A 13,737-nucleotide genomic window follows, 5' to 3' on the forward strand; every position below is an offset into this window, starting at 1 on the left:
CCCGCATCACCCGCCACGAAATGACCGAAGAGGACGCACGGCGCTGCCAAGAACTGCTGGGCGTCTGCGTGAAGCTGGAACAGGTCGGTGACATCATCGTGCGCAACATGCTCGTGCATGTACAAAAGAAAATGGAGCGCGGCGTGGAATTTACCCAGGAAGGCTGGCGGGAACTCTCCAGTTTTCACGCCTCCGTACTGGCGAACGCGCGGCTCGCCTTCAACCTTCTGGTGACACAGGACACCGAAACCGCGCGCGAGCTGGTGATGGAGAAGGATCGCCTACGGGATGTGGAGAAAGAAACCAGCGAGCGCCATTTCGAGCGGCTGCGCCGCGGGACCGAGCAGAGTGTGGAGACGAGTTCGATCCATCTCGACACGATCCGCGACCTGAAGCAGATCAACTCGCTGCTGGCGACCTTCGCCTACCCCGTTCTCGAAGAGCGCGGGCTCTTGAGCGGTTCGCGCCTCAAGAAGGACTGACACCGTTCATTCCCCTCGGAACCGGGGGCTCAAGCGCTATTTCGCCGCCGCCCTGAGCCCCTCCATGAAGGCCGAAGGGAGTTGGGTCTCGCCGAACCAGTTCAGCCGGTTCACCGTGGCGAAACCCTCGGCTATGAGACTGTTTTCATCACCTTTGCGGCTCGCATGTTCGCGACCGCGCGGTACGATCAGCTCAATCTCGTCGCCGTCTTCACGCACCACATCCGCCTTACGGGCAATCTTGTCACGGCCGATGGAGGGCTGCGAAACAGGCGCGGGCAGCTCGGAAGGGAGATTGACGCTCAGCCAATGGCCCTCGATGGCCCACTCACCGCGTGTCTGCCAGAGACGTTCGATAAAGCGTTCCAGCCAGGTGGCGTCGCCCTCGCGCACATCTGCTTTCTTAACGCGGGAAAAGCCAATGGCGGGAACGCCCCAAAACGTCGCCTCACGGGCAACGCCGAGCGTGCCGGAGTAAGCGAGATCCTCGCCCACATTGCGCCCGTCATTGACTCCGGCGACCACAAGATCGGGCTTTTGGCCATCCTTAAAAAGCCAGCTCATGGAGGTGACAACACAGTCTGCTGGCGTGCCCGAGCAGGAAAACCGGCGTTCGCCGAGACGGCGCATGGTGAGTGGGCGGGCAACAGTGAGCGATGGGCCGGCAGCGGTACGCTTGCCGTCCGGAGCGACCACCCAGACATCGTCGGTCAGAAGCGATACCGCTTTGGTCGCCAGCGCGATGCCGGGAGCCTCGATGCCGTCGTCATTGGAAATCAGAATGCGCATATACCGTCTCTTTGTCGATCTGATAACTATCGCCGGTGCGGGCCCCGGTCTGCAAAGCGGAAATGTGCTCGCGAAGCGCGTCCAACGCGACCGCATCGCAGGAATGGCCTATCAATGGCGGGCAGCCAGCAGCCTCCCATAATGCGAGGTTCTCCGGCAACGTGGGATGGGTTGGCATGCGGATCCAGGCGGCTGCGCCCCGATCCACAAGCCGCGCACCGGGCGATCCTTTGGGAAGATGCCCGCTGAGAAGCACGGGATAGCCGGCCAATTCCGCAGCGGCCAGCGCCGCGCGGGACGGCCCGGCCACGCCCATGCCGTCATGCACCAGCAACGGGCAACCCGGCAAGGCATCGTCGACACTCCAGTCGCGCGCGGCGGCAAGCCGTTTGGAAAGAACGCCGACGCGCTGCGCATGCACGGCACCGGGCGCATGAATCTGCACCGACAAGGCCTCGCGCATACCGGCCTCAATGGCGAATGGCACATCGATGGCCGCGATCAGCTCCAGCGAACGGCCGGAAAGCGGCGTCGGCAGGAGGCAGCCATCTGCATAATCTGCAACCCATTTGGCAATGCGTCGGGCACGTTCGGCGCCCGGTATGGGGTCCGCGCCATAAGATGCGTCAAGAACAAGAAGGTCGCAGGACGGCAAGGGATCCATAGGGAAAACCGCGCTCTCGGGCACTATGTCGGCGGTGTAGACAACACGCCTCCCAGCTCCCTCGACCGAGAACCAGACACCGCCGACCACGTGGCCGGACGCGCCCGTCTCAATGCCAAGCGCATTGACGGAAACGGTCTCACCCGGCTCGAACAAACGGATTTGGGCTTCCGGAGGCTGGAAATCCCGCAGCTCCGTAGGATCGGCATACTGGGCCAGCGTTGCTGGCATCTCGGTCCGGGTTTCGGCCGTCATATAGATGGGCCCGGTATAGCCTTGTCGGATCATGCGGCACAGCGCACCGATGTGATCCTCATGGGCATGCGAGATGAACAAGGCGTCAATCTCGGTGACCGGTCGGGCAAGCTTTGGATAATACTCGTTGCCCGTGGCGCCCACCTTGATACCGGCATCAAGCATGACTCGGGTTTTCCCGTCGCTGACCGCTATACTGGTGCGCCCCTTTTCGCCGAACCCGCCCTGAAGATCGACCTTCAACATCAGGCCGCACCGTCCGCCGGGATGAGCCAGCCCGATGTGATGGCGAGCCTTGCCCGCTGACCTGCCTCGAACGAGACCGGATCGAGCTGATCGAAATGCAGCCCCAGATGCGACGCGACGGCTGGCTCGAACTCGACACGTGCCGATCCGCCACGATAAACCGCCCGCGTAATCGTGCCTTCGAAGCCCGGTTGACTCGCGCCCACAGACTCGATCTGCGAAGCGCGGCAACAGATACGCGCATCCTTGCGCGGCTTCTCGCCCTTGCGGCAGCGTACCACCAGTTCCTGACCGAGCACGCGCACGCGGCACTGGCCATCGGCTTCTTCGGTCTCCACATCGGCAGGCAGAACCATGCCCTGCGAGATGAAGGAGGCGACCATTTCGTTGGCCGGCTCATGATAGAGCTCGCGCGGTGTCGCAAGCTGCATCAGGCGACCGTGATCCATGACCGCGATGCGGTCGGCCAGAGCCATAGCTTCGGCCTGATCGTGGGTAATGTAAAGGATGGTCGTACCGGTACGTTTATGGAAATCGGCGAACTCGTCTTCCATCGAGGCGCGCAGATGCACATCGAGATTGGCGAGTGGCTCATCGAACAGCACAAGGCGCGGCTCGGCCACGAGGCAGCGCGCCAGCGCCACGCGCTGCCGCTGGCCGCCGGACAGATTGGCGGGGCGCCGATCACCATACTGCTCCATATTGACGAGCGCGAGCGCATTACCCACCCGCTCTTCGCGCTCGGTCTTCGAAACACGCGCCACCTTGAGCGCATAGCCGATGTTTTCCGAAACGGTCATATGCGGCCACAGCGCATAGTTCTGGAAGACGATGCCGACGCGCCGCTTTTCCGGGGGAGTGTTCGCCTCGGCCGACGAAACCTCGCGGTCGCCGATGCGGATATTGCCGCCGGTGACGGTCTCGAAGCCTGCAATCATACGCAGAAGCGTGGTCTTGCCGCAGCCGGACGGGCCGAGAACAGCAAGGAATTCGCCATCCGCCACATCGATGGACACGTCGTCAAGCGCCTTGGTTTCCCCGAAAGCCTTGGTGACGTTGTTAATGCTCAATCCCGCCATGGAAGAACTCCGTCCGGTAATTTGTTTGCAAAGAGGCTGGCGAGCAGCATCAGGAGGAAGGTGGTTGCGACCATGATGGCGGAGACCGCCGCCGCATATTTGGAATCTCCGCCCTGTTCGAAGGAGAAGATGACAACGCCGATGGTCTCCGACCCGGAGGACCACAACAGCGCCGATACCGTCAGTTCGCACAAGGCTGTCATGAAGATCAGCAGACCGCCGGCAATGGCAGCCGGGGCGATAAGCGGGAAGATGATGGTACGCATGCGCATGAAGAGACCTGCACCGGCAACTCGTGCCGCCTCCTCAAGCGCCCTATCGAGCTGGAAATAGCCCGTGATCGTCGGCCGCACGGCCAGAATCAGGAAGCGCGCAAGATAGGCGTAGAGAATGATCCAGACCGTGTTGTAAATCTGGATTCCGGTGATCGGCATCGGTTTGAGGAACAGAAGCAGAGAGGCGATTGCCAACACCACCCCCGGCAGTGCATAGGGCAGTTCGATCGCAAGATTGAGTGCCTTGATCCAGCGCTTGTTGCCCCAGGCGATCACGTAGCCGAGCGGAATCGCGACGAAGACGGCAAAGATGGACGCGCCCGCCGAGAGATAAAGGCTGTTCAGGAAGGCACGGCTTGCCGCGGCGTGCTGGAAGATGACGAAGTAATAATTTTCCAGCGTCGCGGTTTCAGCCGTGAGCGTGACACCGTATCCGCGCACCAGCGAGGTTAGGATCAATCCTACCAGCGGCAGGACGAGGATAAGCGCGATCAGCGCCCACATGCCGAATTCCACCGGCAGGCGCCAAACACCAAGCTGGTAAGGTGCGGCGGGCAGCGATGTGGACGTGATACGGAAGTCCCGCCGGCTGGCGATGCGGTCCTGCATGACGATGCCGATCATGGCGATGACGCCTATAAGCACCGACAGGAATGCAACCTCGGAAAGTACCGCCGGGCCGCCTCCAGCCAGGCGTTGATAAATGAGTGTCGGCAGGACGAGGTAGTTCGCAGGAATACCCAGAAAGGCGGGGATGCCGAAATTGCCCACACAGGAAACGAAGGTGAGTGCCGCAGCCCCGACGATAGAGGGCGTCATGAGCGGCAGGATGATGGTGCCGAGCACCCGGACCCAGCCGGCACCGCTGGATTGCGCGGCCTCGACCAGCTCGCGCGGCAACTTGCGCATGCCGGCGCGCACGATCAAGAAAACAAGCGGCGCGTACTGGATCCCGAGCAGAAAGACGATGCCTTCCGGCGAATAGAGCGGATTGCGTGTCCCCAGCGGCGGCGCCATGCCCAGCATATTCAGGAGCGGGCTGGACGGGCCGAAGAGTTGCAGCCAGGCAAGCGCGGTCACCTGCGGCGCGATCATCAAAGGTGTGACGAAGCACAAAACGAAGGCCTGGCGCTGCCGCACGTTCGACATGGAAACGAGAATGGCGACGGCGACGCCCAGAACGAGCGCAAAAAGGGTTCCGCCAAGGCCGACCACCAGCGTGTTCCAGGTGGCGCGCCATGTGGTTTCATCGATCAAGCCCAAGCGAATGATATCAAGCGAAAACCGACCGCCAGGGAGGATGATCTCCTGCAAAAGCCGCACCATGGGCAACAGCGAAAAGACGACGATAAGCGCGACGATCCCCGCTGTCAGGGCCATATCCTGGCCCTGACGTTCCTTGCGTATTGCGGTCATTAAGGTTTTTCCTTAGCCGCCGAACATGGAGGAGAATTTTTCCTTGTTGCCGCCGATCTCGTCGACAACCTTTTTCACGTCAACGGTCATGACGTTGATTTCGGTGCCTTCCGGCAGCCAATCCGGCGAACCGACCGACGGCTTGGCTGGCAGATAGCCCTGCTTCAAAGCCAGCTTCTGGCCATCGTCAGAGAGAATGAAGTCGACGAACTTCTTGGCCGCATCCGGGTTTTTCGCGGTGGACATGATCGCAACCGGTTCGGTCACCGCGGTCACGCCTTCCTCGGGGAACACGAACTCGATGGGCGAGCCGTCCTTCTTGGCGTTCATGGCCATGAAGTCGACGAGCATGCCATAGGCCTTTTCACCGCTGGCGACCGACTTGAGGACAGCGCCATTGCCGCGCACGGCGACATGGCCGTTTTCCTTGAGATTCTCGAAATAATCCCAGCCAAGATCGTCACGGTTGACGAAGGCGGACAGGAGATAGGCAGCGGCCCCCGAATAAAGCGGGCTCGGCATGATGGTGAGGTCCTTGTAGGCCTCGCCGGTCAGGTCGGACCAATGCTCGGGCTTCTCGGCGGCGGCGGTGTTATAGGCGATGCCGGTGGTGATGAGCTTGGAGCCGAAATAGGTTTTCTCGGCGTCATAGGCCGCTTCCTCGAAACCTTCCACATTGGCTTCGGGATATGCCATCAAATGGCCGTCCTTCTTGAGCGTTTCCATGCTGACCGCATCTGCGATCAGAAGCACATCCGGCTGCGGGCTCCCTGCGGCAAACTCGGCGGCGAGCTTGGTCATCAGGTCGCTGGTGCCGGAACGGAAGATCTCGACTTCGATGCCGGGATTGGCGGCCTTGAAGGCGTCGACTGTCTCGGCAGCATCGGCATCAGGCTGCGAGGTGTAGAGAACCAGGTTCTCGGCGAAAGCGGCTGTGGATGTGAGCAGCGCGGCTGCAAACGCAACCGAACGGATCGTGGACTGGCGTCCCATGGGATAACTCCTCTGTTTGCATCTCCGGGCGTCTCGCTCCGGAGCTCCTCCCCTGCATGCGCAATATGACAGGCTTGTAACAAAAGCGCCCTCGTATTGAATATGAACATATGTTTTTCGTCAATAACAAAAGAACGCAATAAAATTTCGCGCTTTGCATGCGCAAACGCGCCGCGAGCAACATCGCATTGTGCTAAAACCTTTGCGCGATGAGAGAGGGAATCACCGCCATGCCGCGAAAAAGCAAAAAGAAGCCGGCAGACGAGCCGATGCTGTCTTCCGCCGACATCAACGTGAAGATGGCCTGGCTCTACCACGTGGAGGGTCTGACGCAGGAGAAGATCGCCAGCCTGCTTAATGTAAGCCGAATGAAAGTCATGCGCGCGCTGGCGGCCAGTGCCGAGAATCATATGGTGGTAACCACCATCAACGCCGACACGGCCGAACAGGTGTCGTTGGAGCGGCAACTGGAGAAACGCTGGGGCCTGAAAAGCGCCATCGTGGTGCCTGCACCGGCAGAAGAGGGCAATCTGGAGCGCTCCATCGGGCATGCCGTGGCACGCTACCTGGAGGAGCAAATGCAGCCCGGTATGACGCTGGCGATCGGCGGTGGGGCGACGTTGCATTCCAGCCTGAGCTTCATGGCGCAACGCGACCTTTCGGGATCGACGGTAATCGGTCTCGTGGGCAGCCTGCCGCATTCGCAATGGATCAATCCCTCCATCGTCGCCACCAAGGTGGCAGAGCGGCTGAAGGTAGACAGCTACCAGATCAGCGCGCCGGTGGTGGTGGACGATCCCGAATTACGCGAGCGCCTATGGGAACAGCCGTCGCTGCGGGATGTGCGCGAGCGCGCCGCCAAAGCGGATATTGCGCTCTTGACCGTCGGCGCGATCTCGTCGGATGCGACGATCTTTCGCCACGGGATCGTATCGAACGAACTGATCGCGCCCCTGCGCGACAAGGGTGCGGTCGCCAATATTCTTTGCTACTTCGTGGACGCGGCGGGACAACTGGTTGACCATGAAGTCAACCAGCGAATCATGGCAATCGACCTCGACGTTGTGGCACGCATCCCGCACGTCATTCTGGCGGCGGGCGGCAAACAGAAGGTTTCCGCCATTCTGGCGGCGCTACGCACGGTATCTGCGGCGGCACTCATCACGGACGCCGCCACGGCGCGCATGCTGCTCGAAAAAGCGGACGGCCAAGAGAGCTGAAACCCGTCAGACGATCAGATCAGGCCGCGCTCTCGCATGAAATCGTCGAGACCGACATGGGTGATGGTTTCGAACTCGCGCACCGCCTCGACCATGGCACGACGCTGAGCGGCCAGAAGCAGAAGCACTTGCCGCATCTCACCGGAAATGCCGAAGCGCTCCCACCGGTCGGCCAGATGCCCTGGCAAACCTGCCGCCTCGCAAAAGGCCGCGATATTCTTATAACCGAGATCCGTCACGAGCCCCTGCGTCTCCTCCGGTGTCGAACGCGGCTCAAGCGCATGATCGTGCAGACGCTGCGCCAGGAGGCGAATGTCGTTTGGCTGCGGCGCACTGGCCAAAACCTTGTTGATCAGAGACGAAACTCTCGGGGGCTTTTCGCTTTGCATCGCACTCTCCATTCGTGCCGATCATAGGACGAGAGTGGGCGACGCTCAATCGGAAAGCGCCGCCCGGTCATACCACTTTCAAACAGGCGCTTAGCCAAGAAGACGTGCAAGCGGTTTAATGCGCTGGATCACGAGCACGTCCAGAGCGAGAAGCGTTAAGAGTGTGATGCCCACCAATGGAAAGAGAAGCGAGACCAGAAGCATCAACACCACGGCTCCTTTCCAAAGAGGAAGATCGGCTGGCAATGGCGGGGCTGCAAGTCGCAGCGAGCGCGAGGGTCGACGCATCCACCACATGACGACGCCGCTGACCGAAAGGAGCACCACCGACAGGCAGAGAACCGTGTTCAGACCAAGGTTCCAAAGCCCCATATCCCCTTCATGGAACGCGATACCCACGGCCATAGCCTTCCCGGCCGGAGAATAATCGGCAAAGCGCACATCAGCCAGAACATTGCCTGTGTACTGATCCACATGCACCGTCCGGTCGGCGGTAGGGCTGGTGGAGTCGTTGCTCATGGAATCCTGCGCCAACGTCCATACACCCGTTTCTCCACGCGGCGTGGAAACACGGAACCGTCCCTCGTATCCCAGCGCACGCCCGAATGCGACGATCTGGTCAAAATTGTAAGGCCCGGCATCCGATAAGCCAGACGTACCAGCATCGGAACCGGACGCAGGGAGCGGTGTTTGCTCCAGCGCCCAGGGAACGTCTTTCGTTGCTCCATGGTTCAGGGATATGTGCGTCTTGTCGGAAATGGGAACGTTGTCCCACTTCTCCGCTGGAAACGTGCTCCACGCCTGCACGAATTTCTCGCCCCAGATGCCAGTCCAGGAAAGACCGCTGAGAAGAAAGACGACCAGAAGCAAGGCAGCGTAGAGCCCGGTTGTCTTGTGCAGTGTCTTCCAGAGGGACCGTCCGCGCGTATGAAGATCGGGCCGAAGGGCTTTCGCAAAGCCTTGTCCGTCGCGCGGCCACCAAAGATAAAGCCCGGTGACGATGAGCACGATGCCAAAACCGGCTGCGATCTCGATCATCCGGTCGCCAAGATCGCCGATCAGCAGGGTTCCGTGGATGTCGGAGGCAAAATCGTACCAGCCCGCCTGACGATTCCAGACTTCCAGCACCTTTGCGGTGTAGGGATCGACAGCGACCATCTTCGGTTCACCACCGCTGTCCACGCGGAACACTGCCGCGCGATCGTCCGCCTTGGGAGCGATGTACTCGACCACATGCCCCTCGTGCAGCACCGTCTGGGCGGCGGATGCCTGCGCAAGAATCGAGGTCTGCTCTCCCTGCGGCACAACCTTGATGTTCTCGCCGTCACGGCCGTCGATCGCGCTTACCCACAGCATGATAAGCCCGGTGATGGCGAGCATCACCAGAAAAGGAGCGACACAAAGGCCGGCATAGAAGTGCCAACGCCATACTGCCAGATAGAACTTGCGTGATGACGTCTTATCCGACTTGGCGTGCACGGGCGCTCCCCCGAGCGCCTGTGTGTCTACATTGCTCATAATCCCCTCCTCTCAAGCGCTGGCGGCCAGACGTTTCAGCTTTTCCAGCATGGAATCGTGGGCCTCGCCGTAAGACAACGTACCGACGAAACCGCCCTCTCCATCCATGAGATAGACCGAGGCGGTATGATCGATCGTATAGTCGCCATCGTCGGTAGGAATCTTCTTGTAGTAGACGCGATAAGCCTTGGTGATGGCCTCGATCTGCTCCTCGGTGCCCGCCAACCCCCTGATCCGATCGTCGAAACTCGACGTGTAGCGAGCCAGTTCCGCTGGCCCGTCACGTTGCCAGTCGACGGAGACGAAGGCGTAGTTCAGCTTGTCCGCGTCCGGACCCAGCGCTTCGATGAGACCGGAGAGTTCGTAGAGCGTGGTGGGACACACATCCGGGCAGAAGGTGAAACCGAAGAAGATCGCCGTTGGCTTACCGACAAAATCGGCTTCCGTGACGATTGTCCCATCTTCTCCAGTAAGCGTGAACGCGCCGCCGATATCGGCGGTGCCGGAACCTCCACCGGACTGTCCCGACGGAGAAAGGTTCATCGTTGCCACGGCAACGATGGCAAGAACCAGCGCCAGAACCGCGCCGGCCAGGATCGAAAGTGCGCGACGGGACATCAGTTCTTGCCCTCGTCATGCATATGCTTGTGATTTTCAGGGGCCGGAGCGCCTGGCTTGGCAACCGACATCTCGATCTCGATGGTGCCTGCCTTTTCGAAGGTCAGAGAGACCGGCACAGGTGTGGCTTCACTTATTGGCTCTTTGAGTTCCATAAACATCACGTGCAAGCCGCCAGGTGCAAGACTGACAGTTTCGCCAGCCGGGACCGGGATGCCGTCCGGCAGATGACGCATCTTCATGACGCCATCGGTCATATCCATGGTGTGTAGTTCAACGCGACCTGCGAAGATGGCAGAGGCGCTGACCAGACGGTCGTCTTCCGCGCTGCTATTGGCGATCGTGACAAAACCGCCGGCAGCCTTGGCGCCAGGTGGTGTGGCACGGGTCCAGGGCCGGTCGATATCAAGTTTGCCGAGCGTATAGTCACCCGCAAGGGCGGGTGTGGCGGCGAATAGCATCGCTGCAATTAGAGTATAGGTGGGAAAGCGCATGTGTTGTCTCCATAAGCGCGAACACGGGCCTGCAAAAATGCGTGGCCACGAGAAAGGTTGATGGCGTCAGATGGAGAAGGAAGGAGGTGCGCGAGCCTCGGCAAGAAATCCGAGTGTGACAGGATGGAAAGCCGGCAAGGCTGGGAGACGAACAGCCGCGAACGCCTCGCGAAAAACGCAATCGAGCCCGGTTCGGTCGCCGGGGAGTGCGGGCGAAACCGCGCAGCCCGACTGGCACAGAGCGGTGCAGCAATCATGTGTGCTGCGGGCCGGCGCATCCCCCGCGCCGCCATCGAAAACGACACCGCTGGGATTACAGATAACGAAACCGGGAATGCCGCCATTGCCCGCCATCGAACCCTGCGCGAACGCAGCGGCGAAACCCTGCATGAGAAGGAAATAGGCAAGGAGACCGGCAATCAGGCCAGTCGCAAGACGATCCCTCAACACGTCGCGCATCAGCTTCATGAAAGCGTCGTGACACATTTCCACCGCCGTGTCACTGCGGCGAATACGTCGGCGGTGCGCGCCAAACCGATCATGGTCGAACGCATTTCCGCACCAAGCCGTGTGAAATCGGTTGGGGACCCTCGACTGTCAGACTGGGCGTAAAAGGGTGAGCGAACGCTTTCCTTTGAGCGAGCGCAAGAGCGGCGGCGGCTCTTCGCCTTCAAACCCTGCTGCGCCGCCATGAACGAGATTCAGTGCGTCTTGTTCCGCCAGGACTTTGAGATCGCGACGTATGGTTTCGTGTGAGACGTCAAAAAGGACGGCCATCTCGGCAATAGAGACAACGCCTTTGTCACGCAGATGCTCGAGAATGACAGTTTGACGCTGTGGTGCCAGGGCGCGGCTGGCTGGGGTGATTTTTCCGCTCATCCCGGCAATCTGTCCGATCGCCGGGAATGTTGCAACGTGCTGTATTTTGCGGCACGATCCATTTCATCGCCCGCAGCATGAATGCGCTGGTTTAGCGCCGCTTGAGGAGCGGCATGTTCATGGCGTTGGCGTATTTCACGCTTTCAGCCAGAAAGCTGTCATAGCTTTCGCGCACACGGGCAACGTCTTCGCTCTGGGCGGTCAGTTCCTCGCGAACCTCTTCCCAAGCGCCTTTAAGGCCTTCGGCCACATCGTCAGGCACATCGCGGAAGACGACACCCTCGGCCTCGAGCGCAGCCATCGCGCGGGCGTTATGGTAGTCGAATTGCGCAAGCGCTTCCTGACTTGCCGCAAGCGCAGCCGCTTCGCAAATTGCCTGCAAGTCCGGTGACAGCTCGGCCCATGCGTCCTTGTTGAAAACGATCGCGAGCGCTGCGCTGGGCTCGTTATAGGCCGGAAGGTAGCAGTTTTTGGTGATTTTCTGCAGGCCGAACGCCTGATCGAGGAATGGACCGACCCATTCGGCTGCATCGAGCGCGCCTGACTGAAGTGCCTGGAATATCTCCGGCGGCGGCATTAGGACGGCATTGACACCGAGCTTGCGATACATCTCGCCGCCGAGGCCGGCGATGCGCATGTTCAGACCCTTGAGATCGTCGAGCGAATTGATCTCCGACTTGAACCAGCCAGCGCTCTGCGTGTTGGAGTTTCCGGAGTAAAACGGTTTCAGATTGCGCTGCGCGTAGATGTCGTCCCAAAGCTCCTGGCCACCGCCAAAGCGCAACCAGGCATAATGCTCGGCTGCCGTCATGCCGAATGGCACGGCCGTGAACCAATGTAGGGACGGGTTCTTGCCTGCAGCATAATAGGGCGGATTGTGACCCACCGGGGCCTTGCCCTGCTGCACAGCGTCCTCGACACCGAAGGGTGGGACAAGTTCGCCGCCGCCGAACACCTTGAACGTTAGCCGGCCATCGGACATGGCCGCGACCTTTTCTGCAAACCCGGTGACATTCGTTCCCACGCCAGGTGCATTCTTGGGGAAGCTGGTGGGTAAATTCCACTCGATCTTGCCTTGGGCGATCGACGGAGTGGCAAGCGCCGCGGCTGTTGCGCCCGCGCCTGCGGTGAGAAATGTTCTGCGTTTCATGTCGGGTTTCCTCCTGAACGACGACTATCTGAAGAACATGTCTGGCAGCCATGTAACCACAGCCGGAAAGGTGATGAGAAGCGCCAGGGCGACAAGTTGTATGGCCACGAACGGAATCACCGAACGGTATATCTCCATCGTCGTAATACTGCGCGGCGCAACGGAGCGATAGTAGAAGAGCGCGAAACCGAATGGCGGCGTCAGAAACGAAGTCTGCAGGTTCATCGCAAGCAGGACAGCAAACCAGACGGGCGAGAAGTCGGTTGCGAGAATGGGCGCGCCAAGCAATGGCACGACGATGTATATAATTTCCACGGCCTCTAGGATAAAACCAAGAAAAAACACCACCACCATGACCAGCGCCAAAGCACCCCACTTGCCGCCGGGAACCTGTTCCAGAAAGCTGGCCACCAGTTCATCGCCGCCGAAACCTCGGAACACCAGCGAAAGCATCGAAGCCGCAATGACGATGCCGAACACCATGCCGGAAATGCGCAGCGTGTCCACGACGGCTGGCACCAATATGTCGGTTCTGAAAAGGCGCCATCCAGCGAGCAGAACGCCGAACCCGATGAGTGCGCTTGCGAAGAGGGCCGCGACACCCGCGATTGCATCCAGATTGGCCGGCGGCACAAAGCCGAAGGTGCGCAGAAGCACAAGAAACCCGCCCGCCAGAACCGCGGAGACGATCAGAAGCCGCCCCGTTCGGCCGGCCCCACCGCGCGTGTAACCGGCAAGAAGAACCGTGCCCACGGCACCGAGACCGGCCGCTTCGGTGGTCGTGGCAACGCCACCGAGTATGGAACCGAGAACGGCGAGTATCAGAAGCAGCGGCGGCAGGAAAACACCGAGAATCCGGCTCGCCGGTACCCGCTTGCGGTCCGCTTGCGCAGCGGCATGCTGTGCACCGCGCAGCGTGAACAGGATATATATTCCGTATAGGCCGACAAGCAGCAGGCCTGGCAGGAGCGCACCGGCGAATAGATCTCCCACGGAAACGGCGTCGGGTGCGAAGTTGCCGGCCTTCTGTTGCGCTTCCAGATAGGTGTTGCCGATCTGGTCCCCCAGAAGAACGAGCAGGATGGAGGGCGGGATGATCTGACCCAGCGTTCCGCTCGCACAGATGATGCCGCTGGACACACGCGGCGATACGCCAGCTTGCAGCATGGCAGGCAGGCTGACGAGGCCGAGCATGACCACCGTTGCGCCGACGATGCCCGTGGAGGCGGCGATGAGCGCGCTGAAAAGCAGCACGGAAAGGGCAAGCCCG

15 protein-coding genes are annotated in these 13,737 nt (G+C 60.5%); 2 read left to right on the top strand and 13 right to left on the bottom strand.

Going from position 1 to position 13,737, the window contains the following annotated elements; translation table 11 throughout:
* Nucleotides 1-482 (top strand): PhoU domain-containing protein (locus QZ638_RS17680; RefSeq protein ID WP_295813227.1); only part of this gene is annotated, 482 nt, incomplete at its 5' end.
* A gap of 36 nt (nt 483-518) precedes the next feature.
* Here QZ638_RS17680 and QZ638_RS17685 read toward each other — a convergent pair.
* Genes QZ638_RS17685 through QZ638_RS17705 form a run of 5 tightly spaced genes read right to left on the bottom strand, consistent with a single transcriptional unit; the run spans nt 519 to nt 6,199 of the window.
* Nucleotides 519-1,271 (bottom strand): 5'/3'-nucleotidase SurE, encoded by a 753-nt coding sequence (locus QZ638_RS17685; RefSeq protein ID WP_295813229.1) that lies wholly within the window; start codon nt 1,269-1,271, stop codon nt 519-521.
* Nucleotides 1,249-2,436, bottom strand: a complete 1,188-nt coding sequence (locus tag QZ638_RS17690) for an MBL fold metallo-hydrolase (RefSeq protein WP_295813231.1) — start codon at nt 2,434-2,436, stop codon at nt 1,249-1,251. The genes QZ638_RS17685 and QZ638_RS17690 overlap by 23 nt, the downstream gene beginning before the upstream one ends.
* Nucleotides 2,436-3,515 carry an ABC transporter ATP-binding protein gene (locus QZ638_RS17695; protein ID WP_295813233.1) on the bottom strand — a complete coding sequence of 360 codons (1,080 nt, stop codon included), beginning with the start codon at nt 3,513-3,515 and terminating at the stop codon, nt 2,436-2,438. The genes QZ638_RS17690 and QZ638_RS17695 overlap by 1 nt, the downstream gene beginning before the upstream one ends.
* Complete coding sequence (locus tag QZ638_RS17700) at nt 3,503-5,206, bottom strand: iron ABC transporter permease (protein ID WP_295813235.1); 1,704 nt, start codon at nt 5,204-5,206, stop codon at nt 3,503-3,505. Before QZ638_RS17700 ends, QZ638_RS17695 begins: the two co-directional genes overlap by 13 nt.
* Before the next feature lie 12 nt (nt 5,207-5,218).
* A complete protein-coding gene (locus QZ638_RS17705) occupies nt 5,219-6,199 on the bottom strand; it encodes an ABC transporter substrate-binding protein (RefSeq protein ID WP_295813236.1) in 981 nt (326 codons plus the stop codon).
* 230 nt (nt 6,200-6,429) lie between these two features.
* Here QZ638_RS17705 and QZ638_RS17710 point away from each other — a divergent pair, with 230 nt between their 5' ends.
* Nucleotides 6,430-7,419, top strand: a complete 990-nt coding sequence (locus QZ638_RS17710) for a sugar-binding transcriptional regulator (protein ID WP_295813237.1) — start codon at nt 6,430-6,432, stop codon at nt 7,417-7,419.
* Nucleotides 7,420-7,433: 14 nt separating this feature from the next.
* On the opposite strand, the gene QZ638_RS17715 is transcribed toward QZ638_RS17710, so the two are convergent.
* The 8 genes from QZ638_RS17715 to QZ638_RS17750 form a co-directional block, all read right to left on the bottom strand.
* Nucleotides 7,434-7,808, bottom strand: a complete 375-nt coding sequence (locus QZ638_RS17715) for a hypothetical protein (RefSeq protein ID WP_295813238.1) — start codon at nt 7,806-7,808, stop codon at nt 7,434-7,436.
* A gap of 90 nt (nt 7,809-7,898) precedes the next feature.
* Nucleotides 7,899-9,326, bottom strand: a complete 1,428-nt coding sequence (locus QZ638_RS17720; RefSeq protein WP_295813239.1) for a PepSY domain-containing protein — start codon at nt 9,324-9,326, stop codon at nt 7,899-7,901.
* A 12-nt stretch (nt 9,327-9,338) separates the two neighbouring features.
* Nucleotides 9,339-9,944: an SCO family protein gene (locus QZ638_RS17725; RefSeq protein ID WP_295813240.1), complete on the bottom strand. Its 606-nt coding sequence runs from the start codon at nt 9,942-9,944 to the stop codon at nt 9,339-9,341.
* Nucleotides 9,944-10,438 carry a copper chaperone PCu(A)C gene (locus QZ638_RS17730; RefSeq protein ID WP_295813241.1) on the bottom strand — a complete coding sequence of 165 codons (495 nt, stop codon included), beginning with the start codon at nt 10,436-10,438 and terminating at the stop codon, nt 9,944-9,946. The genes QZ638_RS17725 and QZ638_RS17730 overlap by 1 nt, the downstream gene beginning before the upstream one ends.
* A gap of 66 nt (nt 10,439-10,504) precedes the next feature.
* On the bottom strand, nt 10,505-10,924 hold the full coding sequence (locus tag QZ638_RS17735) for a hypothetical protein (protein ID WP_295813242.1): 420 nt from the start codon (nt 10,922-10,924) through the stop codon (nt 10,505-10,507).
* A 111-nt stretch (nt 10,925-11,035) separates the two neighbouring features.
* Nucleotides 11,036-11,317, bottom strand: a complete 282-nt coding sequence (locus QZ638_RS17740) for a DeoR family transcriptional regulator (protein ID WP_295813243.1) — start codon at nt 11,315-11,317, stop codon at nt 11,036-11,038.
* A gap of 91 nt (nt 11,318-11,408) precedes the next feature.
* Nucleotides 11,409-12,467: a TRAP transporter substrate-binding protein gene (locus QZ638_RS17745; RefSeq protein ID WP_295813244.1), complete on the bottom strand. Its 1,059-nt coding sequence runs from the start codon at nt 12,465-12,467 to the stop codon at nt 11,409-11,411.
* A gap of 24 nt (nt 12,468-12,491) precedes the next feature.
* Nucleotides 12,492-13,737, bottom strand: a 1,246-nt coding sequence (locus QZ638_RS17750) for a TRAP transporter large permease subunit (RefSeq protein WP_295813245.1), incomplete at its 5' end; no start/stop codon positions are given.

It is taken from the genome of uncultured Nitratireductor sp. (assembly GCF_913053745.1).
Taxonomy (GTDB): Bacteria; Pseudomonadota; Alphaproteobacteria; order Rhizobiales; family Rhizobiaceae; genus Nitratireductor.

Excerpts from the sequence above, each read along its gene's own strand:
- QZ638_RS17710 (WP_295813237.1), top strand. The coding sequence starts at position 6,430 with ATGCCGCGAAAAAGCAAAAAGAAGCCGGCAGACGAGCCGATGCTGTCT.
- QZ638_RS17740 (WP_295813243.1), bottom strand. The coding sequence starts at position 11,317 with ATGAGCGGAAAAATCACCCCAGCCAGCCGCGCCCTGGCACCACAGCGT.
- QZ638_RS17685 (WP_295813229.1), bottom strand. The coding sequence starts at position 1,271 with ATGCGCATTCTGATTTCCAATGACGACGGCATCGAGGCTCCCGGCATC.
- QZ638_RS17720 (WP_295813239.1), bottom strand. The coding sequence starts at position 9,326 with ATGAGCAATGTAGACACACAGGCGCTCGGGGGAGCGCCCGTGCACGCC.
- QZ638_RS17705 (WP_295813236.1), bottom strand. The coding sequence starts at position 6,199 with ATGGGACGCCAGTCCACGATCCGTTCGGTTGCGTTTGCAGCCGCGCTG.
- QZ638_RS17690 (WP_295813231.1), bottom strand. The coding sequence starts at position 2,436 with ATGTTGAAGGTCGATCTTCAGGGCGGGTTCGGCGAAAAGGGGCGCACC.
- QZ638_RS17725 (WP_295813240.1), bottom strand. The coding sequence starts at position 9,944 with ATGTCCCGTCGCGCACTTTCGATCCTGGCCGGCGCGGTTCTGGCGCTG.
- QZ638_RS17730 (WP_295813241.1), bottom strand. The coding sequence starts at position 10,438 with ATGCGCTTTCCCACCTATACTCTAATTGCAGCGATGCTATTCGCCGCC.
- QZ638_RS17735 (WP_295813242.1), bottom strand. The coding sequence starts at position 10,924 with ATGTGTCACGACGCTTTCATGAAGCTGATGCGCGACGTGTTGAGGGAT.
- QZ638_RS17745 (WP_295813244.1), bottom strand. The coding sequence starts at position 12,467 with ATGAAACGCAGAACATTTCTCACCGCAGGCGCGGGCGCAACAGCCGCG.
- QZ638_RS17695 (WP_295813233.1), bottom strand. The coding sequence starts at position 3,515 with ATGGCGGGATTGAGCATTAACAACGTCACCAAGGCTTTCGGGGAAACC.
- QZ638_RS17700 (WP_295813235.1), bottom strand. The coding sequence starts at position 5,206 with ATGACCGCAATACGCAAGGAACGTCAGGGCCAGGATATGGCCCTGACA.
- QZ638_RS17715 (WP_295813238.1), bottom strand. The coding sequence starts at position 7,808 with ATGCAAAGCGAAAAGCCCCCGAGAGTTTCGTCTCTGATCAACAAGGTT.